This is a genomic window from Nocardioides daeguensis (genome assembly GCF_019192965.1).
Classification (GTDB): Bacteria; Actinomycetota; Actinomycetes; order Propionibacteriales; family Nocardioidaceae; genus Nocardioides; species Nocardioides daeguensis.
Genome location: NZ_JAHTKU010000005.1, coordinates 128,601 through 150,240, shown reverse-complemented (window position 1 = coordinate 150,240; position 21,640 = coordinate 128,601). Strand labels below are relative to the sequence as shown.

General features: G+C 71.6%; 20 protein-coding genes. 15 read left to right on the top strand and 5 right to left on the bottom strand.

Annotated elements, in window-relative coordinates; translation table 11 throughout:
* Positions 1 to 7: 7 nt before the first annotated feature.
* Together KU893_RS05260 and KU893_RS23135 are read right to left on the bottom strand one after the other, a co-directional pair.
* Positions 8 to 1,141, bottom strand: a complete 1,134-nt coding sequence (locus tag KU893_RS05260) for an acyl-CoA dehydrogenase family protein (RefSeq protein ID WP_218233293.1) — start codon at positions 1,139 to 1,141, stop codon at positions 8 to 10.
* A gap of 101 nt (positions 1,142 to 1,242) precedes the next feature.
* Positions 1,243 to 1,929 (bottom strand): TetR family transcriptional regulator, encoded by a 687-nt coding sequence (locus tag KU893_RS23135; RefSeq protein ID WP_218233292.1) that lies wholly within the window; start codon positions 1,927 to 1,929, stop codon positions 1,243 to 1,245.
* A 149-nt stretch (positions 1,930 to 2,078) separates the two neighbouring features.
* On the opposite strand from KU893_RS23135, the gene KU893_RS05250 reads away from it, so the two are divergent.
* The 5 genes from KU893_RS05250 (at position 2,079) to KU893_RS05230 (ending at position 9,469) form a co-directional block, all read left to right on the top strand.
* Positions 2,079 to 3,257: an acyl-CoA dehydrogenase family protein gene (locus KU893_RS05250; RefSeq protein WP_218233291.1), complete on the top strand. Its 1,179-nt coding sequence runs from the start codon at positions 2,079 to 2,081 to the stop codon at positions 3,255 to 3,257.
* Positions 3,254 to 4,306, top strand: a complete 1,053-nt coding sequence (locus KU893_RS05245; protein ID WP_218233290.1) for a phosphotransferase family protein — start codon at positions 3,254 to 3,256, stop codon at positions 4,304 to 4,306. Before KU893_RS05250 ends, KU893_RS05245 begins: the two co-directional genes overlap by 4 nt.
* 379 nt (positions 4,307 to 4,685) lie before the next feature.
* A complete protein-coding gene (locus KU893_RS05240) occupies positions 4,686 to 5,888 on the top strand; it encodes an ABC transporter substrate-binding protein (RefSeq protein ID WP_218233289.1) in 1,203 nt (400 codons plus the stop codon).
* Positions 5,889 to 6,035: 147 nt separating this feature from the next.
* Positions 6,036 to 6,734: an ABC transporter ATP-binding protein gene (locus tag KU893_RS05235; protein WP_218233288.1), complete on the top strand. Its 699-nt coding sequence runs from the start codon at positions 6,036 to 6,038 to the stop codon at positions 6,732 to 6,734.
* Entirely contained in the window at positions 6,734 to 9,469 is a 2,736-nt protein-coding gene (locus KU893_RS05230) for a branched-chain amino acid ABC transporter permease/ATP-binding protein (RefSeq protein ID WP_218233287.1), read from the top strand. The genes KU893_RS05235 and KU893_RS05230 overlap by 1 nt, the downstream gene beginning before the upstream one ends.
* 96 nt (positions 9,470 to 9,565) lie before the next feature.
* On the opposite strand, the gene KU893_RS05225 is transcribed toward KU893_RS05230, so the two are convergent.
* Positions 9,566 to 10,162: a TetR/AcrR family transcriptional regulator gene (locus tag KU893_RS05225; RefSeq protein ID WP_218233286.1), complete on the bottom strand. Its 597-nt coding sequence runs from the start codon at positions 10,160 to 10,162 to the stop codon at positions 9,566 to 9,568.
* A gap of 114 nt (positions 10,163 to 10,276) precedes the next feature.
* Between KU893_RS05225 and KU893_RS05220 the strand changes: the two genes are divergently transcribed.
* From KU893_RS05220 to npdG, 4 genes are all read left to right on the top strand, one after another.
* Positions 10,277 to 11,470 (top strand): thiolase family protein, encoded by a 1,194-nt coding sequence (locus KU893_RS05220; protein ID WP_218233285.1) that lies wholly within the window; start codon positions 10,277 to 10,279, stop codon positions 11,468 to 11,470.
* A gap of 70 nt (positions 11,471 to 11,540) precedes the next feature.
* Positions 11,541 to 12,305, top strand: coding sequence for a 3-hydroxyacyl-CoA dehydrogenase (locus tag KU893_RS05215; protein ID WP_218233284.1), 765 nt, complete (start codon positions 11,541 to 11,543; stop codon positions 12,303 to 12,305).
* Positions 12,302 to 13,378 carry an LLM class F420-dependent oxidoreductase gene (locus KU893_RS05210; RefSeq protein ID WP_246591943.1) on the top strand — a complete coding sequence of 359 codons (1,077 nt, stop codon included), beginning with the start codon at positions 12,302 to 12,304 and terminating at the stop codon, positions 13,376 to 13,378. Before KU893_RS05215 ends, KU893_RS05210 begins: the two co-directional genes overlap by 4 nt.
* Positions 13,375 to 14,025: an NADPH-dependent F420 reductase gene (npdG, locus tag KU893_RS05205; RefSeq protein ID WP_218233283.1), complete on the top strand. Its 651-nt coding sequence runs from the start codon at positions 13,375 to 13,377 to the stop codon at positions 14,023 to 14,025. Before KU893_RS05210 ends, npdG begins: the two co-directional genes overlap by 4 nt.
* 69 nt (positions 14,026 to 14,094) lie before the next feature.
* Here npdG and KU893_RS05200 read toward each other — a convergent pair whose 3' ends face one another.
* The gene (locus KU893_RS05200) at positions 14,095 to 15,054 is read right to left on the bottom strand and encodes a helix-turn-helix transcriptional regulator (RefSeq protein ID WP_218233282.1); all 960 of its coding nucleotides are present in this window, start codon (positions 15,052 to 15,054) and stop codon (positions 14,095 to 14,097) included.
* 200 nt (positions 15,055 to 15,254) lie between these two features.
* On the opposite strand from KU893_RS05200, the gene KU893_RS05195 reads away from it, so the two are divergent.
* Together KU893_RS05195 and KU893_RS05190 are read left to right on the top strand one after the other, a co-directional pair.
* Complete coding sequence (locus tag KU893_RS05195; protein ID WP_218233281.1) at positions 15,255 to 16,223, top strand: cyclase family protein; 969 nt, start codon at positions 15,255 to 15,257, stop codon at positions 16,221 to 16,223.
* A gap of 10 nt (positions 16,224 to 16,233) precedes the next feature.
* Positions 16,234 to 17,880, top strand: a complete 1,647-nt coding sequence (locus tag KU893_RS05190; protein ID WP_218233280.1) for a class I adenylate-forming enzyme family protein — start codon at positions 16,234 to 16,236, stop codon at positions 17,878 to 17,880.
* A 54-nt stretch (positions 17,881 to 17,934) separates the two neighbouring features.
* Here the strand turns inward: KU893_RS05190 and mftR are convergent, their stop codons facing one another.
* Positions 17,935 to 18,570 (bottom strand): mycofactocin system transcriptional regulator MftR, encoded by a 636-nt coding sequence (mftR, locus tag KU893_RS05185; RefSeq protein WP_218233279.1) that lies wholly within the window; start codon positions 18,568 to 18,570, stop codon positions 17,935 to 17,937.
* A gap of 88 nt (positions 18,571 to 18,658) precedes the next feature.
* Between mftR and mftA the strand changes: the two genes are divergently transcribed.
* From mftA to mftD, 4 genes are read left to right on the top strand one after another with little or no spacing between them, the layout of a single operon-like run.
* Complete coding sequence (gene mftA, locus KU893_RS05180; RefSeq protein WP_218233278.1) at positions 18,659 to 18,757, top strand: mycofactocin precursor MftA; 99 nt, start codon at positions 18,659 to 18,661, stop codon at positions 18,755 to 18,757.
* Complete coding sequence (gene mftB, locus KU893_RS05175) at positions 18,757 to 19,050, top strand: mycofactocin biosynthesis chaperone MftB (protein WP_246591940.1); 294 nt, start codon at positions 18,757 to 18,759, stop codon at positions 19,048 to 19,050. The genes mftA and mftB overlap by 1 nt, the downstream gene beginning before the upstream one ends.
* The gene (mftC, locus tag KU893_RS05170) at positions 19,050 to 20,387 is read left to right on the top strand and encodes a mycofactocin radical SAM maturase (protein ID WP_218233277.1); all 1,338 of its coding nucleotides are present in this window, start codon (positions 19,050 to 19,052) and stop codon (positions 20,385 to 20,387) included. The genes mftB and mftC overlap by 1 nt, the downstream gene beginning before the upstream one ends.
* A gap of 10 nt (positions 20,388 to 20,397) precedes the next feature.
* Positions 20,398 to 21,639 carry a pre-mycofactocin synthase MftD gene (gene mftD, locus KU893_RS05165; RefSeq protein ID WP_218233276.1) on the top strand — a complete coding sequence of 414 codons (1,242 nt, stop codon included), beginning with the start codon at positions 20,398 to 20,400 and terminating at the stop codon, positions 21,637 to 21,639.
* Position 21,640: the final 1 nt, after the last annotated feature.

The window sequence follows — 21,640 nt, the reverse complement described above, 5'->3', positions numbered from 1 at the left end:
CAGCTCGCTAGCGCATCAGGTCCTTCTGGACGATCTCCATCATGATCTCGTTGGTTCCGCCGTAGATGCGTTGCACGCGGGCGTCGATGAACGCCTTGGCGACGGGGTACTCCATCATGTAGCCGTAGCCGCCGTGCAGCTGGACGCCGAGGTCGATCGTGTCGTGCTGGAGCTGCGTGGCCCACGCCTTGGCCTTCGCGGCGTCGATGGCGGTGAGGGTGCCGGCGTTCCACTCGCGGACGCAGCGGTCGATGTAGCTACGAGAGACCTCGACGGCGGTCCGCGCCTGCGCGAGTCGATGGGCCGGGACCTGGAAGTCGGCGACCCGCTTGCCGAACGCGTTGCGGTCCTTGACGTAGTCGATGGTCCACTGCAGCACGGCCTCGGCCGAGGCCTGGCCGGCGATCGCGATGCCCAGGCGCTCCAGGGGCAGGCTCTGCTTGAGGTAGGCGAGGCCTTGGCCGACCTCGCCGAGCACGTCCTCGTCGGGGACCAGCACGTTGTCGAAGAACAGCTCGGCGGTGTCCTGTGCGTGCAGGCCGACCTTGTCGAGCTTGCGTCCTCGACCGAAGCCGGCGGCGCCCTCCTCGACGACGAACAGCCCGAAGCCCTCGTCGGTCTTGGCGAAGACGATGACCAGGTCGGCCAGGATGCCCGAGGTGATGAAGGTCTTGGACCCGTTCAGCCGCCAGCCCCCACCTGTGCGCACCGCGGTGGTCGTGATGCCACGGAGGTCGCTCCCGGCGCCCGGCTCGGTCATCGCGATCGCGCCGATCGTCTCCCCGGTGACGAAACCGGGCAGCCAGCGCGCGGCCTGCTCGGGACTCGCGTGCCGGAGCAGGTAGTTGAGGACGATGTCGTCGTTGGTCGAGAAGCCGGACTGCAGGGCGCTGGCGCCGGCCCGGGCGATCTCGAGCTGCACGATGGTGCGGTAGCGGTAGTCGGTCTCGCCGGAGCCGCCGTGCTCCTCCGGCACGGCCAGGCCGAGCAGTCCCTGCGCGCCCGCGGCGCGCCAGGTCTCCCGGTCGATCAGGCGGTCGCGGTCCCAGGTCTCCATGTTGGGCACGACATGACGGTGGACGAACTCCCGGACGACCTCGCGGTACGCCTCGTGGTCCGCCTCGAAGAGATCGCTCTCCATGGGCACACACTCCTTAATCTATCGGCAATAGATTAAGGGCTGGAGTGCGCGCTGAACAGACCCGTGCCGCGGGGCGGACGGATCGTCGGGGCGAGACGTGCTCAGGCGGTCGCGACGGCCGTCTTGGCGCGGGCCGCGGAGCGGGCTGCGGGTGCGGCGTCGTTGGAGATGGCGCCGAAGTGGGCGACGCCGAGCAGATAGCTGCGGATCGTGTGCTCGAAGATCTGCCGCTGGTTGAGCTGGTTGGCCGCGCCGGCCGCGGTCAGCACGGGATGGCGCTCGGGGTCCGCGTAGTTGAACCGGACGCGCGACCGGGTCGGCGGCTGCATCGCCTCGGCGATGGTCGAGCCCAGCGACAGCTTCTCCAGGCCGTCGAGGATCTGCACGTGGAGCTCTGCCGGTACGCCGCACTCGGACAGGTAGGTGGCCGCGCTCTCGTAGAGGTCGGTGAGCAGGTCGCGCGGCATGAACCGGAGCAGGATCGGAGCGGCGTTGCGGTGCCGGAGGACGGCGGTGCGGAAGTTCAGGCAGAGCTGGGTGAACCACTCCGCCCAGTCGTTCGTCGCCGGCTTGCGGGGGAACACGGTCTTGGCCACGATCGCCCGGGAGACGTCCGCGAGGATCTCGTCCTTGTTGGCGAAGTGGTGGTAGAGCGAGGGGGCTCGCACGTTCAGCTCGCGCGCCAGTCGTGGCAGGCTGAGCGCGTCGACGCCGTCGTCGTCGATGATCGCCAGTGCGGCCTCGATGGTGGCGTTCTTGCTGATCAGCGGTGCGCTCGGGCGTCCCATGGCCTTCTCTCGTCCTCGGTGTCGAGCTTCGACGACAACCGTGCTGCGTTAGATTGTCGCACGCCCGGCCGTGCTCAGGAGGGGCTTCGGGGGCCCGTGGGGACGCTCCAGTCTTGTATATCTAACGCAGTAAGTTTTACCGTTCGCTCATGAGCGACCTCGCTGCCCTTGCCGACAAGACCCGCGCCTTCATCGAGCGGGAGGTGCAACCTGTCGACGACGAGTTCGACGGCGACGTCGAGGCCGCCGGCGGCGACACGCTCCGGGTCCGCCTCCAGGAGGCCGCGCGCGAGGCCGGCGTGTTCGCGCCCCACGCCGCCGTGGCCTACGGCGGACTCGGGCTCGGCATGGAGGCGCGCGCGGCCGTCTTCGAAGCCGCCGGCCGCTCGTTGTTCGGCCCGATGGCGCTCAACATCAACGCCCCTGACGAGGGCAACGTGCACCTGCTCGAACATGTCGCCACGGCGGAGCAGCGGGAGCGCTTCCTCGCGCCGCTCGCGCGGGGCGAGGTGCGCTCCGCGTTCTCGATGACCGAGCCCGCGCCTGGGGCCGGCGCGGACCCGTCCGCGCTCGCCAGCACGGCGGTGCGCGACGGCGACGCCTGGCGGATCAACGGGCACAAGTGGTTCATCACCGGCGCCGACGGTGCGTCCTTCCACATCGTCATGGCGCGTACCTCGGGGGAGCCCGGCAGCCCGGGCGGCGCCACCATGTTCCTCGTTCCCGCCGACGCGCCCGGCGTCGAGCTGGTGCGCCACGTCGGCACGCAGGACAGGTCCATGATCGGTGGGCACTGCGAGATCCGCTACGTCGACGTGGTCGTCCCGGGCGACGCGGTGCTGGGCGAGGTCGACGAGGGCTTCCGCTACGCCCAGGTGCGACTCGGGCCGGCCCGGATGACCCATGTGATGCGCTGGCTCGGCGCCGCCGTGCACGCGCACGAGACCGCCGTGCGGCACGTGGCGGGCCGGCGGGCGTTCGGCACCCGTCTCGCCGAGCTCGGCATGGTCCAGCAGATGATCGCGGACAACGAGATCGAGATCGCCGCCACCCGGGCGCTGCTCCTGGAGGCCTGCCGCGAGCTCGACGGCGGCGGTCGTGCCGCCCGTACCACCTCGATCGCCAAGACCTTCGCGGCGGAGGCCCTGCACCGCATCGTCGACCGATCCGTGCAGCTGTGCGGGGGTCTCGGGGTGTCCAGCGACCTGCCGGTCGCCCGGATCGCCCGGGAGGTCCGGCCGTTCCGGATCTACGACGGCCCCTCGGAGGTGCACCGCTGGTCGATCGCGCGCCGCGCGGTCGCCCGCATCGACGGCGCCGCGCGATGACCGCGCCCTTCGACGCCGTCGAGCTGGCCGGCATCGCGCGGGCGATGACCGAGGCCGGCGCCACGCCCTCCGGCTCGCTGCGCGCGGACCTGATCTCGGGCGGGCGCTCGAACCTGACGGTGCGCCTCTCCGACGACGTCCGCTCCTGGGTGCTGCGCACGCCGCCGCGCCACGGCCGGACGCCGTCGGCCCACGACGTGGTCCGTGAGTTCCGCGTGACCTCCGCGCTCGCCGGCACCTCCGTGCCGGTCGCCGTTCCGGTGGCGGTGTCCGAGGACGAGTCCCTGATCGGGGGCCCGTTCGCGATCTGGGAGCACGTCGCGGGCGTGACCGTGCAGCGGCGCGAGGAGCTCGACGGGCTGCCTGCCTCCACGATCGGCGGGATCGCCGACGCCCTCGTCGATGCGCTCGCCGCGCTGCACGCCCAGGACCACTCGGCCATCGGGCTGGAGCGCTTCGGCCGCCCGGACGCGTACGTTGAGCGCCAGCTCCGTCGCTGGTCCGGCCAGTGGGAGCTGGTCTCGCCCGGCGCCCCCGATCTCGACCGGCTGGCTCTCGAGGTCGTCGACCGCTTGTCGGCGCAGGTCCCCGGGCAGCGGTCGGCGGCCGTCGTGCACGGCGACTTCCGCATCGACAACGCACTCCTGGCCCTCGACGGTCCGACGCCGCGGGTGCTCGCGATCGTCGACTGGGAGCTGTCGACGATCGGCGATCCCGTGGCGGACGTCGCGATGATGTGCGCCTACCGGCACCCTGCCTTCGACGGTGTGCTCGGGTTCGGCACGGCGTGGACGAGCGATCTCCTGCCCGGTCCGGAAGGCCTCGCGAGCCGGTACGAGGCCGCGGGTGGCGCCGAGCTCCACGACTGGGACTACTACCTGGCCTTCGCCTACTACCGGATCGCGGTGATCTCGGCCGGCATCGACTTCCGCTGGCGGTCGGAGGGGAGCCCCGAGGGTGGGAACGCCACCGCCGGCGCCGCGGTCCGCCCGTTCCTGGAGGCCGCGGCCGGAGTGCTGAGCATCGGCGAGGGCCAGGACGCCCCCTAGGAACCTGCTGAACGATCCGCGCGGCTACGCGCCGCCGGGTGGAGCGTTCGCTTCGTTCGGCTCGGTTGAAGTGACCCGCCACGCCTGTCCTCGCCACTCTGGCGACCGCACGCACCCGGCGGCGCCCGCGTTCGCCCGTCTTGTTCAGCAGGCTCCTAGGTGTGCCCGGGCTCGCCTCGGTCGCTCGACGAACCGGCCGCCGAGGGTTCTGCGTCAGCCTGCGCGTGGCCCGGATCCCGCTCTGCGGAGGGGTTCTCGGGTCGACCCTTGCGTCATAAAACTAATGTCTATAGGCTGCGCGAGTTCAATGGTGACTCGGGTCACATCCACCAGGTCCCAGGGAGGCCCGCGCACGGACGCGGGGGAGGGAAGGCGGCAGATGCGTTCTGTGATCAAGAAGTGGCCCGCGCTGGCGCTCACCGCGGTGCTCGCGACGAGCTTCGCGGCGTGCTCGGCCGAGGACGGCGACGGCGGCGAGACGGTGAAGGAGGACACCGATGTCACGTTCACCGGCGACCCGGTCAAGGTGATGACGATCGCGCCGGTCGACACCGCGGCGATCAACACGCCCGAGATCGTGACCGCGGCCGAGGCGGCGACGATCACCATCAACAACGACGGCGGCATCAACGGCCACAAGGTCGAGCTCATCTCGTGCAACGACGGCAACGACCCCAACACGGCGGCCGGCTGCGCCCGCCAGGCGGCCGAGGAGGGTGTGGTGGCCGTCGTCGGGGGCTTCACCACCAGTGGCACGGCGATCGTGCCGATCCTCGAGGAGGCGGGCATCCCTTTCGTCGGCGCCACGGCGTTCTCCGCCGAGGAGCTGAGCAGCAAGATCTCGTTCCCGCTCGTCTCGGGAGCGCCCGCGTTCGCCGAGATCGGCGCACGCACCGAGGAGGACGGCTGCCAGAGCACGTCCATCGTGCTGTACGACGTGCCGACCGCCCTCAAGGCCGTCGACCTGATCAACATCGGCATCGCCTCGGCGGGTGGCGAGAAGGGCACCCACATCAAGGTGCCGACCACCACCACGAACTTCAGCGCGGTGGCGAAGGCGGCCGGTGAGTCGGAGTGCGCGATCCTCGGTCTCCCGAACGACCAGATCGCCGCACTGGCCGCCGCAGGCAAGGCGCAGGGTGAGGACACCCGCTACTACGCCGTCCAGGGCGCGCTGAACCAGAAGGTCATCCAGGACTCCAACGGCGCGATGGAGGGCGCCGTCTCCGCGGTCAACTTCGTCCCGGCGTCGGACCCGGTGTGGGACGACGCCAAGGCGGCGTCGAGCGAGATCGACTGGAGCTACCCGTACGTGCAGAACACGTGGGCGGCCTACCAGGTGCTCGTGCAGGTCACAGCCGACCTCGACGAGGTCACCTCGGCCACGGTGCTCGACGCGCTCGGCAGGGCGTCCGGCATCGACGCGGGCGGCCTGATGTCACCGGTCGACTTCACGAAGGAGTTCCCGGTCCCGGGGCTGAACCGGGTGTTCAACACGAATGTCCAGTTCGTCCGGGCCAAGGGCACGGACATCGAGAGCGTCAGCGACTTCGAGGACATCACCCCGCTCTTCGGCGGCTGACCGGTCGTGCGGTGGACAGCCGGGCCCCGGCCCCGCCGGGCGCCCCCCGCCCCCCCCCGGGGGGGGGGGGGGGGGGGGGGGGGGGGGGGCGCCGCGGCCCCCCCCCCCCCCCCCCCCCCCCACGCCACCCCAGGGGAGGAGACCCAGGTGGGAAGCACGACTCTCGCGGTGCAGACCCGCGGGCTGACGGCGGGGTACGGGAGCACCCCGGCCGTCCACGACCTCGACCTCGAGGTCGCCGAGGGCGAGATCGCCGTCCTGCTCGGTGCCAACGGTGCGGGCAAGACGACGACCCTGCTCGCCCTTGCGGGCGAGCTGCGCCCGATGCGCGGCACGGCCGACGTGCTGGACTGCGGACGGCGCAGCCGGCTCGACCGCCGAGCACGCTCCGGCCTGGGCTACCTGACCGAGGGCAGGTGCGTGTTCATGGGGCTGACCGGCTGGGAGAACCTCAAGCTCGGGCGCGGCAAGCCGGCCCGGGCCCTGGAGCTGTTCCCCGAGCTCGAGCCGCACCTCGGCAAGAGGGCCGGGCTGCTCTCCGGCGGCCAGCAGCAGATGCTGGCCCTCGGGCGGATCCTGGCCACCGAGCCGCGCCTCGTGCTCGCCGACGAGCTGTCGCTCGGCCTGGCGCCGCTCGTCGTGCAACGCCTGCTCGGCGCCCTGCGCGCGGCGGCCGACCGCGGCGCGGCGGTCGTCCTGGTGGAGCAGCACGTCCGGCACGCCCTCGCCATCGCGGACAGGGGCTACGTCCTGCGCCGCGGCCGGGTCGCGCTGTCGGGCACGGGCGCCGAGCTCGCCGCCGACGCCGACTCGATCGGTCGGCAGTACCTCACCGGGGAGGCGTGATGGAGGCGGTCAACTACGCACTGCTCGGTCTCGGCACCGGAGCGATCTACGCGCTGCTCGGCCTCGGGCTCGTGGTGATCTACCGCGGCTCGGGCGTCATCAACTTCGCGCACGGCGGCCTGGCGATGGCCGGCGCCTACATCACGATGGACCTCCAGCTCAACCAGCACCAGACCGTCGGCGTCTCGATCGCCGCCGCCGTGGTCGGTACGGCGGTCCTCGGCCTCCTGGTCCAGCTGCTCGTGATGCGACCGCTCCGCTCGGCGAGCCCGATCGCCCGGGTCATCGCGACCCTCGGCGTGCTGACGGTGATCAGCGAGATCCTCCTGCTGCGCTACGGATCGACCCAGTTCATCGTGCCCCTGCCGTTGCCCTCGGAGCCGGTCGAGCTCGGCGCGGACGTCGTCGTCGCGCAGCAGAACCTCACGCTCGGCGGGATCGCCCTGGTCGCCACCGTCGCGCTGGTGCTGCTGATGGCCCGGACCCGCGTCGGCTACGCCGTCACGGCCGCTGCCGAGCAGCCGCGCGCTGCTGCCGCCCTCGGCTGGTCGCCGCAGCTGCTGTCGGCGCTGACCTGGCTCACCGGCGGCGCCCTCGCGGGTGTCGCGGGTGCCCTCTTCCCGGCCACCTCGACGGGCTTCATGTCCGTGCCGCAGATGAGCGTGCTGATCATCGGCGCGCTGGCCACCGCTCTGCTGGCCGAGTTCCGCTCGTACCCGGTGGTCCTCCTGGGCGGGCTCGCGCTGGGCGCCGTGCAGGCGGTCGCCACCAACTACGTCAACCAGACGGGCATCGCCGACGCCATCCCGTTCCTGGTGATCATCGTCGTGCTGGTCGTGCGCGGGCGCGGACTTCCGGTCCGCGGCACGTCGCTCGACCGGCTGCCCCGGGTGGGGACCGGCCGGATCCTCCCGGTCGCCGTCGTGGCCGCGCTGCTGGCCGTCCTGCCGGTCCGGTGGTGGGCGCCGGACGACTGGTTCGGGCCGCTGATCATCTCGCTCTGCTTCGCCATCGTCGGGCTGTCGGCCGTCGTCCTGACCGGATATGCCGGCCAGCTCTCGATCGCCCAGTTCGGGCTCGCCGGTGTCGGGGCCTTCGCTGCCGGCCGGTTCGCGGACGCCCGGGACTGGCCGTTCGAGCTCGCCCTGGCCGCCGGCGTCGTGACGGCGATGGTGGTCGGACTCCTGTTCGGCCTGCCCGCGCTGCGTACCCGCGGGGTGAACCTCGCCGTGGTGACCTTCGGGCTCGGCTTCGCGCTCCACCAGGTGGTGTTCAGCAACAGCGACTACACCGGTGGCGAGTTCCAGACCCGGATCGACTCACCGACCTTCCTCGGCCTCGACGTCGACCCGGTCCGGCACCAGGACAACTACTTCGTGCTCGTCGCGGCGGCGTTCGTGCTGGCCGCGATCGCCGTCGCGAACCTGCGACGGGGCAGCGTGGGCCGACGTCTGCTGGCGGTCCGGACCAACGAACGGGCCGCGGCCGCGGTGGGCGTCAGCGTGTTCCGCACCAAGCTGCTGGCGTTCGTCCTCTCGGCCGGCGTGGCGGGCCTGGGCGGCGTTCTCTTCGGGTTCAGCTACCCGACGATCCAGTACCAGCAGCTGTTCCAGGCCAACAGCTCGATCAGCGTGCTCGTGGTCAGCGTCATCGGCGGGATCGGCTACATCGCCGGACCGCTCCTCGGGTCGGTGCTCGCGCCCGGCGGCGTCGGCGAGCTGTTCTTCGACACGAGCTCGGCCTCGTCGGCCGACAGCGGGAGCTGGGTGCGCTACCTGCCCCTGATCACGGGCGTGCTGCTCATCGCGACCTTGATCGCCAGCCAGCACGGCATGGCCGACCGGATCATCGCGGCGGGCAGGGGGCTCGCCGGCCGGCTGCGTCGTGGTCCCTCCGGCGAGGGCCTGCCGATCCCGGCCGTCGAGGTCCGCAAGGACCCCGTACCGGCGAAGGTGCTGGAGGTGCGCGGGATCGTGCAGCGGTTCGGCGCGTTCACCGCGTTGGACGGGGTCGACCTCACCGTGGGTCCGGGCGAGGTCGTCGGTCTGCTCGGCCCGAACGGGGCGGGGAAGACGACCCTGATCGATGCCGTCACCGGCTATGCCCGTCCCGCGGCGGGCACGGTCGTGCTCGACGGCGAGGACGTCACGGGCTGGGCGCCGCATCGTCGTGCGCGGGCCGGGCTGACCCGGTCCTTCCAGTCCCTCGAGCTGTTCGACGACCTCACCGTCCGGGAGAACCTGCTCGCCGCCTCCGACGACGCCGGCGCGGCGTCCTCGGCGCGGGACCTGCTCTGGCCGCGCCGCGCAGCGCTCTCGGACACCGTCGTGGCGGCCGTCGACGAGCTGGAGCTGACCGACGTCCTCGACCTGCGACCCGACGAGCTGTCCTACGGCCGACGGCGCCTGGTGGCGATCGCCCGTGCCGTCGCGTCGCGCCCGTCGGTCCTCCTGCTCGACGAGCCCGCCGCCGGGCTGGACGAGCACGAGTCGGCCGAGCTGGGACGGCTGATCCGCCGGCTCGCCGACCAGTGGGGGATCGGGGTGCTCCTCATCGAGCACGACGTGCCGATGGTGCTCGCTCACTCCGACCGGGTGCTGGTCCTCGACTTCGGGCGCACCATCGCCGACGGCACGCCGCAGGAGATCGCTGCCGACGAGGGCGTACGCCGTGCCTACCTCGGTGACTCCGGCGAGGAGGAGCCCGTCGCGCCCCGTCCGGTCGAGGCGCGGTGACGCCGTCCGCGCCACAGGTCAGGCTCCGGCCTGCGCTGTGCTGACACGCCACCGGCTGCCGGAGACCGGCCCCTTCGTCGGCGGCCGAGGGCCTGCTCAGCGCTCGAGCAGCACGGTCCGGACGAGCCGTTTGAGCCGCTCGACGTGCCGCTGCGTGGGCTCCTCGCGGGGGTCGAAGGTGGTGGTCAGGGCCATGCCGCGCAGGCTGGTGAACAAGACGTCCCGCAGGTCGTCGTACCCGGGGCGGGTGGTGAGCTCGGGGCCGAAGAAGTCGTCCATCGCGATGCGCACCGCACGCGCGATCTCGCGCTCGCCGTCGAGCAGCGCCGCCCGGAGCGAGGGGTGCGTGCGTGCCGCGACCCAGAGCTCGGTGGCGACCCAGAAGTAGCCCTGGGTGAACGTCCCCGCCATCGTGTCGACGACGGCGTCGATGCGCTCCCCGAGGTCGTTCGGCCAGGTGTGCTCGGAGGGCAGCTGCCCGACGCGCGCCTTGGCGAGATGGTGCGAGGCGGCGATGAGCAGCGCGTCGCGGGAGGGGAAGTGGTGCAGCAGCCGGCCGCGGGAGACGTCGGCGCGCTCCTGGATCCGCAGGGTCGAGGCGCCGCTGTAGCCGTGCTCGAGCATCACCTCGACCGCGGCGTCGAGGATGCGTCGCTGCACGTCGATGGTGCGGCTCTGGACGGCACGTGCCACGCGATCCACCTCTCTTTTCCGGGATCCACCCGTGACATCGGGGGAGTCGGAGGCTACCCTCCCACTAACCAGTCAACACTGACTGGTTAGTGATCCGGTCCGTGGAGGTAACCGATGCCCACCCCCGTCATCGTCGACGTCGTCCGTCTCGCGTCCGGCAAGGGCAAGCCCGGCGGCGCGCTGTCCGGCACCCATCCGACCTCGCTGCTGGTGCACGTCCTGCGGGCACTGGTCGAGCGCAACGACCTCGACCCGGCGCTGGTCGACGACGTCATCACCGGCTGCGTGATGCAGACGGGCGAGCAGGCCATGAACATCGGCCGCGCGGCTGTGCTGGGCGCCGGCTTCCCCGAGTCCGTCCCGGCCACGACCATCGACCGGGCCTGCGGCTCGAGCCAGCAGGCCGTCCACTTCGCCGCCCAGGGCATCGCCGCGGGCGCGTACGACGTCGTGATCGCCGCCGGCGTCGAGTCGATGAGCCGCGTCCCCATGGGCAGCTCCACGATGGGCCAGGACACCTTGGGTCCCGAGGCCCACGCCCGCTACCCCGAGGGCCTGGTCAACCAGGGTGTGTCCGCCGAGCTCGTCGCGCAGCGCTGGAAGCTCGACCGTGCGGCCCTCGACGCCTACTCCGCCGAGTCGCACCGCCGCGCCGCCGAGGCCATCGCGGCGGGCTTCTTCGACCAGGAGATCGTCCCGATCACGCTCACCGACGCCAACGGCGACACCGTGGAGCACAAGGTCGACGAGACGGTCCGCGCGAGCACGACGGCCGAGGGTCTCGCGGGGCTCCAGCCCGCCTTCCGCACCGACGAGCTCGTCGCCCGCTTCCCCGACATCGAGTGGCAGATCCACCCCGGCAACTCCTCGCCCTTCACCGACGGCGCGTCGGCCGCGCTGATCATGAGCGAGGAGATGGCGAGCCGCCTCGGCCTCACCCCGCGGGCCCGCTTCGTCTCGTACGCCGTGTGCGGCGACGACCCGCTGCTCATGCTCACCGCGCCGATCCCGGCCACGCAGAAGGCCCTCACCAAGGCGGGCCTCGGCATCGACGACATCGACGCCTACGAGGTCAACGAGGCGTTCGCACCCGTCCCGCTCGCCTGGGCGCACGACCTCGGTGCCGACCCGGCGCGGCTCAACCCCCGCGGCGGTGCGATCGCCCTGGGGCACGCGCTCGGCTCGTCCGGCACCCGGCTGCTGACCACGCTGGTGCACCACCTCGAGGCGACCGGCGGCCGGTACGGCGTCCAGACCATGTGCGAGGCCAACGGCATGGCCAACGCCACCATCATCGAGCGCATCTGACCGACCTGGTCTCGTGACGGTCGCTGTGCGACCTCCTCGACCTCCGGACAACCACCGAGAAGAGAGAAACATGCAGATCAACCAGACCGTCGCCCTCGTCGCCGGCGGCGCCTCCGGCCTCGGCCGCGCCACCGTCGAGGCCCTCCTCGCCCAGGGTGGCCGGGCCGTCATCCTCGACCTGCCGGGCGGACCCGGCGAGGTGGCCGCGAAGGAGCTCGGCGACGCCGTCCGCTTCGTCCCCGGCGACGTGCGCAGCGAGGAGGACGTGCTGGCCGCGATCGCCGCCGCCACCGACCTCGGCACGCTCCGCGTCGTGGTCAACTGCGCCGGCACCGGTGACGCGATCAAGACCGTCGGGAAGGGCAACACGCCCTACCCGTACGAGGCGTTCCAGCGGATCATCGAGATCAACCTGCTCGGCACCTTCAACGTCATCCGCCTCACCGCCGCCCACATGGCCGGCCTCGACCTGCTCGGCGAGGAGCGCGGCGTCATCGTCAACACCGCCTCGGTCGCCGCCTTCGACGGCCAGATCGGCCAGGCGGCGTACTCCGCGTCCAAGGGCGGTGTCGTGGGCATGACCCTGCCGATCGCGCGGGACCTGTCGACCATCGGCATCCGCGTCGTCACCATCGCGCCGGGTCTCTTCGACACCCCGCTGCTGGCCTCGCTGCCCGAGGAGGCCCGCACGAGCCTGGGCCAGCAGGTCCCGCACCCCTCGCGTCTCGGCGACCCGAAGGAGTACGGCGCCCTGGCGGTCCACGTGGTCGAGAACCCGATGCTCAACGGCGAGACCATCCGGCTCGACGGCGCCATCCGGATGGCCCCGCGATGAGCAAGGTCCGGATCGGCATGGTCGTCGACTATGCCGGCGGCTTCGCGGAGACCGCGGAGCTGATGCGCGCCTACGAGCAGGCGGGACTCGAGCTCGCCGCCGTCCCCGAGGCCTACTCGTTCGACGGCGTCAGCCAGCTGGGCTACCTGGCGGCGAAGACCGAGCGGTTGGAGCTGATGTCGGCGATCTTCCAGGTCTACTCGCGCACCCCCACCCTGATCGCGATGACCGCGGCGGGCCTGGACTTCGTCTCCGCCGGGCGGTTCACGCTCGGCCTGGGCGCCAGTGGGCCGCAGGTGGTCGAGGGCTTCCACGGGGTCAAGTACGACGCCCCGCTCGGCCGGACCCGCGAGGTCGTCGAGATCTGCCGGCAGGTGTGGCGCCGCGAGCCGGTCGAGCATCGCGGACGGCACTACACGGTGCCGCTCACGAAGCAGGACGGTGGCACCGGCCTGGGCAAGCCCCTGAAGATCATCAACCACCCGGTGCGCAGCGACATCCCGGTCTCGATCGCGGCGCTGGGGGAGAAGAACGTGGCGCTGGTCGCCGAGATCGCCCAGGGATGGCAGCCCCTGTTCTTCCATCCGCGCAAGGCCCAGCTCGCCTGGGGCGATGCCCTCGCCGAGGGATTCGCCCGGCGTGACCCGGCGCTCGGCGAGCTGGACATCCAGCTCCAGATGAACTTCCTCATCGGCGAGCCCGGTCCCGAGGAGATCCAGAAGGTCCGCGACCAGCTGGCCCTCTACATCGGCGGGATGGGGGCGCGGGACAAGAACTTCTACAACCAGCTCGCCTGCCGCTACGGCTACGAGGCGGAGGCCAAGGAGATCCAGGACCTCTACCTGTCGGGGAACAAGGCGCAGGCCGCGGCCGCCGTGCCGGCCGACCTCGTCGAGGCCGTGACGCTGATGGGCGAGGAGGACTCGGTACGCCGACAGCTGCGCGAGTTCGCCGAGGCCGGCGTCCGCACCCTGCTGCTCAACCCCGTCGCCGCCGACCCCGCCGACCGGGTCGACCACGTGCGGCGGCTCGCGGGCATCAATGCCGGACTCACCACGGCGGGGGTGTCGTGACGACGGTCGCGATCCTGGGCGGGGCCGGGCCGCAGGGCCGCGGCCTGGCCCGCCGCTTCGCCGCCGCCGGCGTCGAGGTGATCCTCGGCAGCCGGACCGCCGAGCGTGCGTTGGCCGCGGCCGACGAGCTCACGGAGGAGGTCGGCGGCGAGATCACCGGGGCCGACAACGGGACCGCCGCGCGCGTCGGGGACATCGTGCTCGTCGTCGTTCCCTGGGAGGGCCACGCGGCCCTGCTCGGGTCGCTGGCCGAGGAGCTTCGCGGCAAGCTGGTGGTCGACTGCGTCAACCCGCTCGGCTTCGACAAGGCAGGGCCCTACGCCCTGCCCGTGCTCGAGGGCTCGGCCGCCGAGCAGGCCCGGGCGCTGCTGCCCGAGAGCACCGTGGTCGCGGCCTTCCACCACCTCAGTGCGGTGGTCCTCGACGACCCCGACGTCGACAGCATCGACGCCGACGTGCTGGTCCTCGGCGACGACGACGTCGCCGTCGACCGGGTGATCGACCTCGCCGGGATGCTGCCCGGCGTCCGGGGCGTGTTCGGTGGTCGCCTCCGCAACGCCCAGCAGGTGGAGGCGCTCACCGCCAACCTGATCGCGATCAACCGGCGCTATCGGGTGCACGCCGGGATCCGTGTCACCGACGTGTGAGGTCCGGGCACCGGCGCGGACCATTGCCCTCCGGCTCGGCCGCAGACCGGCCGGCGGTGGCGTCGAGGGTCACTCGCTCCTCGGCTGCGACCGCACCTCGCGAGGGGTCGCGCCGAAGTGGCGGCGGAACGCCGCGGTGAACGCACTGGGGGACTGGAAGCCGACGGAGGCGGCGACGTCGGAGATGCTGTGGTGGTCGAAGGCGGGGCTGGCGAGCCGGAGTCGCGCCAGCTCGAGGCGCTCGGTGCGGGCGAGCTCGGTCGCGGTGAGGCCGGCGCGGGCGAGGACCGACTGGATGTAGCGGGGAGACCAACCGATCGCGGCCGCCATGGTCTGGACGGCGAAGTCGATGTCCGTGGCGTGCTCACGGACATAGCGGCGAACCGCGCCGAGCACCGCGGCGTCGCCGCTGCGCGAGCTCGTGGGCTGCTCGCCCGTGACGGCGAGGCAGACCAGGTCGACGGCCCGGTCGACGGCTGCGTCGAACTCCTCGCCCGTCAGGTGGTCGCGCTCGCGGACCAGGCTCAGCAGGAGATCGCGGGTCACCCGGGCCAGACCCTTGTCGGCGACGATGTGATGGACCCGGTGGCCCGCCGTGCCGAGACGGTCGTCGATGCGCTGGAACGGGATGAGGAGCATCAGTCCCTGCAGGCCGTCGTCGTGGGCGAGGTGGAACGGGGTGTCGATGGGCAGCAGCGCCATCTCGCCGGGCACGAGGGCGTGGTCCGCGCCCTCGGGGCCGACGTGCAGCCTCTTCTGGACCGGCATGACCAGCTCGTAGTGGCCCCGGGGATCACGCCTGATGCCGCGGCTCTCGCGCCGTACGTACTCCGACTCGCCCAGCCAGGAGACCAGCTCGAAGGTCTCCGTGCGCTGGCGCCGGACCCGGCCGCGGTAGGAGTCCTCGGGGAAGTCGACGCGGAACTCGCCGTGGACCATGGAACACCAGTCGCGCCAGGCCTCGTGGGCGGACGTGCCGGGGTGCGACCCGGTGCCCGTCGTGATGCCGTCGATCGTGTAGGTGGTCATGGTCCTCCTCGCCCTCCCTCTCGCGACCATCAGCATAGGCGCCGGTGAGACCGCGATCACACGAGTGCGCGTGCGCGACAGAACTGTGCGCGTCCGCAGGCGACGCAGCGGCGGCGTCGGATCTTCACTTCTCGTCGTGGATCGGAAGCGGCCGGCATCGGAGCCGGCGGCACCGACGACCTGTCGCGAAGGAGATGGCCATGACGGAGAAGACGCCCACCGAGGTGCCGCGCCTCGAGGAGTTGCTCGCTGACGCACCGAGCAACTGGGGGAAGTGGGGTCCCGACGACGAGGTGGGCAGTCTCAACTACCTCGGTCCGGAGCAGGTCGTCTCCGCGGCGAGCCTGATCCGCAGCGGCAAGGTCTTCACCCTCCAGCGCCTCATCGGCGACCCGCAGGGCGACCCGGTGTGGCCGGGCCGCACGCCGGCGACGCGTACCCAGATCTACGACGAGTCGACCTGGGACCGCGACGACGCGCCGCAGTTCCCCGGTGGGCTGCACTACGCCGACGACAAGATCGACGCCTTCCTCCAGGGCTCGACGCAGTACGACGCCCTCGGTCACGTCTGGTTCGGCGGCCAGCTCTGGAACGGGTACGACGCCCGGACCACGGTCGGCGGCATGGACGTCGCGAGCGTCGAGCCGATCGCCCGGCGCGGCGTCGTCGGCCGGGCCGTGCTGCTCGACATGGCCCGCTACCGGGGCAAGAAGACGCTCGAGTCCGCCGAGACCTTCACCCACGAGGACCTCCTCGCCTGCGCCGCCCAGCAGGGCGTAGAGCTGCGCAAGCGCGACATCTTGCTGATCCGGACCAACTACCTCCAGCTCTTCTACGACCTCGGTGACGCCTTCTACGAGGGTTTCTGCGAGCCCGGCATGGTCTACAGCCCCGAGCTGGTGCAGTGGTTCGCCGACATGGAGATCCCGAACCTGGTGACCGACACCATCGCCAACGAGGTGACCACGGACCCCAACAACGGCGTCGCGTTGGTGCTCCACAACGCGCTGATGCGCAACCTCGGCATCGCGTTCACCGAGATCACCGACCTGGAGGCGCTCGCCGACGACTGCGCCGAGGACGGCTGCTACGAGCTCTTCTACGCGGCCGCGCCGCTGAAGGTCGCCCAGGGCAGCGGGTCGCCGGTCAACCCCGTCGTCATCAAGTGAGGCGCCGGTCATGACCGTCTACGACGAACGACCCTGGCTGCGGCTCTACGGCGACCAGCCTGCGGAGATCGACGCCGGCCACCGCAGCGCGCTGGAGATGTTCCGGGCCGGGCTGGCCCGGGACCCGGACGGCGACGCGGTGCGCTACTTCGACGCCACCATCACCCGCCGCGAGCTCGACGCCCAGAGCGACGCGCTCGCCAGCGGCCTGCTCGCCAGGGGCTTCGCCCCGGGCGACCGGGTCGCGGCCTACCTGCAGAACGTGCCGCAGTTCCTCGTCACGATGCTGGCCGCCTGGAAGGCGGGCGGCGTGATGGTCTCGATCAACCCGATGAGCCGGGCGCGCGAGCTGTCCTACCTGCTGGAGGACTCCGGCGCGACCGTCCTGGTCGCCCTCGAGTCCCTGTACGGCGAGGTGGCCCGCGACGTGGTCCCGCACACCGGCGTGAAGCTGGTGCTGACGACCAGTGAGCTGGAGTACCAGTCCGCTCCGGACGAAGGGCTGTTCGCGGGCATCACCCGCCAACGGCACGAGGGCACCACCGACCTCGCCGCGTTCATCGAGGAGCACCGCGGCCAGGTCCCGCCGGCCGTCGACCTCGCCCCGGACGACGTCGCCTTCCTGACCTACACCTCCGGGACGACCGGTGTCCCCAAGGGCGCGATGAACACGCACGGCAACGTGGTGTTCACGGCCGCCGTCTACCGTGACTGTGCCCGCTTCCAGCCGGGGGGCTCGGTGTTCGGCGTCGCCCCGCTGTTCCACATCACCGGCCTGATCGGGCACATCGCGATCAGCTTCCTGGCGCCGATGCCGCTCGTCCTCGCCTACCGGTTCGAGCCGGGGGTGGTCCTCGACGAGCTGCGCCGGCACCGGCCGACGTACACCATCGGGGCGATCACCGCGTTCAACGCCCTGCTCGACCACCCGTCGTTCACGCGCGACCACTTCGCGTCGTTCGTGTCGGTCTACTCGGGGGGCGCGCCGATCTCGCCGACCGCCGAGAAGGCCTTCCTCGAGGCGACGGGACTCCAGGTGCACAACGCCTACGGCCTCACCGAGACCACCAGCCCGATGACGCTGACGCCGTTCGGCTCCTCGTCGCCGGTCGACCCGACGTCCGGGGCGCTCTCGGTCGGTGTGCCGGTGCCCTCCACGGTGGTCCGGATCAAGGGCGACGACGGCGTCGACCTGCCGCTCGGCGAGGTCGGCGAGATCGTGGCCGAGGGCCCGCAGGTCGTCGCCGGCTACTGGGGCAAGCCCGAGGAGACCGCCGCCAACCTTCCCGGTGGTGCGCTTCGCTCGGGTGACGTGGGTTTCATGAACGACGACGGCTGGATCTTCATCGTCGACCGCAAGAAGGACATGATCAACGCCTCCGGCTACAAGGTGTGGCCGCGCGAGGTCGAGGACGTGCTCGCCGAGCATCCGGCGGTGCGCGAGGCCGCCGTGGTCGGCGTACCCGACGAGAAGCGCGGCGAGACGGTCAAGGCCTTCGTCAGCCTCAGGGACGGCCACGCGGTGAGCGTGGAGGAGATCATCGCGCACTGCAAGGAGCGGATGGCGGCGTACAAGTACCCGCGCCAGGTGGAGATCCTCGAGGAGCTCCCCAAGACGGTCACCGGCAAGATCCTGCGCCGCGAGCTGCGGGGCTGAACGGTCGGCGGGTGACCCGCCGGGTGGGGCGTCGCGCCCTGCCCGGCGTCCGCGTCACCGACGGGTGAGGTCCAGGTACTGGCGCAGACCGGTCATCGCCAGGTCGATGACCTCCAGCAACCGGGCGCTGTCCGCATCGGGTTGCGCCAGCCACGCGTCGTAGGCGGACAACGAGATCGCCAGGGAGACGTGCCCGGCGACCTGGGGGACCAGGTCGTCGGGACGGGCGTCGGTACGGCGCGCGACGTCCTCGGCGATGACCCGGCGCCACTCGGCGTACCGCAGCACCGAGTGCGCCTGCAGCTCGGGCGTGCTCAGGATGAGCCGCATCCGCTCGCGGTGGGGGGGCTGGGCGTCCGGCGGGAACCGGTTGAACTCCACGACGGCGCGGTGGATCGCGCGGTGCACCGGCAGGTCGTCGGGCTGCTCGGCGAGCAGCTCCCGGAAATGGCTCAAGGTCCGGTCGAACTGGCCCCAGGGGATGTCGTTCTTCGAGGGGTAGTAGCGGAAGACCGTCCGCTTGCCGACCCCCGCCTCGCGGGCGATGGCGTCCATCGTGGTCCCGGCGAAGCCGTGCTCCGCGAAGAGCCGGAACGCGGCCTGCTCGATGGCGGCGTGCGACGTGGCGACCGGGCGTCCCCGTGCGGACGACCGCCTCGGGGTGGGGGCGTCGGTCACCGCGTCAGGCATCGCCTCGGAAGTTAGCACGATTCGCCCCTTCCATTTTGGCATCCGATGCCATTAATGTGGGCGCCGCCACACCGAGAAGGAGGATGCGATGAACCCCGAGTCCGAGAACCAGGGCCAGCCGACCGAGCTGATGGCCGAGGACCTGATCGAGGAGGTCTCGATCGACGGCATGTGCGGCGTCTACTGATGGACGCGTTGCTGGGAGAGCCGTGGACGCTCTCGCCGTCGGTGGCGCTGCGGCCCGAGCCGTTCGGGGCGCTGGCCTACCACTTCGGCAACCGGAAGCTGACCTTCCTCAAGCGGCCCGAGCTGGTCGCCGTCGTGCGGGGCCTGGCCCAGGCGCCCGACGTACGGACCGCGCTCGAGAACGCGGGCGTCCCGGCCTCCCAGCACGCGGCCTACGCGGCCGCCCTGCGCGGCCTGGCCGCGACCGACATGATCCGCCCCCGTCCCGTCCGAGCAGCTGAGGAGGTTGCGTGATGACGATCGCTCCCGAACGACCGACCCGACGACCGGAGACCGGCTCGCTGGTCCAGCAGTTCGAGTACGGCCTCGACGCCCCGATCTGCCTGACCTGGGAGCTCACCTACGCCTGCAACCTCGAGTGCGCGCACTGCCTCTCGTCGTCCGGGCGCCGGGACCCGCGCGAGCTGTCGACCGAGCAGGCCAAGGCGGTGATCGACGAGCTGCAGCGGATGCAGGTCTTCTACGTCAACATCGGCGGCGGTGAGCCGACCATCCGGCCGGACTTCTGGGAGCTGCTCGAGTACGCCGTCGACCACCAGGTCGGCGTGAAGTTCTCCACCAACGGCGTCCGCATCACCCCGGAGCGGGCCCGCTTCCTCGCGTCGCCTGCTTGTGGTGGCTACGTCGACGTGCAGATCTCCCTCGACGGTGCGACCGCCGAGGTCAACGACTACGTCCGCGGTCCGGGCTCCTACGACACCGCCCTGCGGGCTCTGCAGAACCTCAAGGACGCCGGGTTCCGCGACGCCAAGATCTCGGTGGTCTGCACGCGCGAGAACATCGGCCAGCTCGACGCGTTCAAGGCCCTCGCCGACGAGTACGGCGCCACGCTCCGCCTCACCCGGCTGCGCCCGAGCGGCCGCGGCGCGGACGTGTGGGACGAGCTGCACCCGCTGCCCGAGCAGCAGCGCGAGCTCTACGACTGGCTGATGGAGCACACCGCCGACGGCGAGCAGGTCCTCACCGGCGACTCGTTCTTCCACCTGGCCGCGTTCGGCGAGTCGCTGCCCGGCCTCAACCTGTGTGGCGCGGGGCGCGTGGTCTGCCTGATCGACCCGATCGGCGACGTCTACGCCTGCCCGTTCGCGATCCACGAGAACTTCCTGGCCGGCAACCTGCTGGCCGACGGCGGCTTCCAGCAGGTCTGGCAGACCTCGGCGCTGTTCCAGGAGCTCCGCTCCCCGCAGACCGGCGGCGCGTGCTCGTCGTGCCAGTTCTTCGACTCCTGCCGGGGCGGCTGCATGGCCGCGAAGTTCTTCACCGGCCTGCCGCTCGACGGCCCGGACCCCGAGTGCGTCCAGGGGTACGGCGAGCACGCGCTCGCCGGGGAGCGGACCATCCCGGCGCCGAGCCAGGACCACTCCAAGGCCAGCCCGACGCGCAACCAGCCGGTGATGCTGCAGCTGCTCACCCGCCCGCCGGTCTCGGCGTGCGCCGAGAGCCCGCTCGCCGGTTTCGATACGCGGGTCACGGCTTCGTTCCTCAGCCGTGCCGCTACTCAACCTGCCGCTGCCCCCGACGCTTCGCAGGCTCAGCGCCGCAGCGTCAGCTTCGACCCCGACCAGAGCTGAGAGAGCCGACATGAAGTTCGAGAACCCCTGGAAGCAGAACCCCTGGTTCGAGTCGGTCGCGGTCGCGCAGGAGCGGGCCCGCAAGCGCCTCCCTCAGCCGGTGTACGGCGCGCTCGTGGCCGGCTCGGAGCGCGGCCAGTCCGTCGCGGACAACCAGGCCGCGTTCGCCGAGCTCGGCCTGGCCCCGCACGTGGTGGGCCAGCTGCCCGAGCGCACCCAGGAGACCACGGTCTTCGGCCAGACCATCGGCAGTCCGGTGATCATCAGCCCGACCGGTGTCCAGGCCGTGCACCCCGACGGTGAGGTGGCCGTCGCCCGGGCCGCTGCCGCGCGGGGCACGATCATGGGGCTGTCCAACTTCGCCTCCAAGTCCGTCGAGGAGGTGACCGCCACCGGCGCGACGACCTTCTTCCAGATGTACTGGACAGGTGAGCGCGACACGATGGTCCAGCGGATGACCCGCGCCCACGACGCCGGTGTGAAGGGCCTGATCGCCACCCTGGACTGGTCGTTCTCGATGGGCCGCGACTGGGGGAGCCCCGAGATCCCGGAGAAGGTCGACCTCAAGGCGATGGTCCGGCTCGCGCCGAAGGTGGCGACCAAGCCGCGCTGGGTCAAGCAATTCGGGCAAGAATTCCTCCGAACAAAGCAGCTGCCCGACCTCACCGCCCCCAACCTGGCCCCGCCCGGTGGTGCGGCGCCGACCTTCTTCGGCGCCTACTACGAGTGGATGACCACCCCGCCTCCCAGCTGGGAGGACGTGGCGTGGATGCGGGAGACGTGGGCGCAGATCTCCGGGACGCCGTTCGTGCTCAAGGGCGTGTGCCGCGTCGACGACGCGCTGCGGGCGGTGGACGCCGGTGTCGCGGGCATCTCGGTGTCCAACCACGGCGGCAACAACCTCGACGGTACGCCGGCCGCGATCCGGATGGTCCGCCCGATCGCGGACGCGGTCGGTGAGCAGATCGACGTCGTCATGGACGGCGGCGTGCGCCGCGGCTCCGACGTGGTCAAGGCCCTGGCGCTCGGTGCCAAGGCCGTCATGATCGGCCGTGCCTACCTGTGGGGCCTCGCGGCCAACGGCCAGGCCGGCGTGGAGAACGTGCTCGACGTGCTCTCCGGTGGCGTCGACTCCGCGCTGCGCGGGCTCGCGCTCGCCTCGACCGCCGAGCTGCGCCCCGGGCACCTGATCGTTCCCGAGGGCTTCGACCGTGCGCTCGGCGTCCCGGAGACGGCCGCGGCGAGGCGCTGAC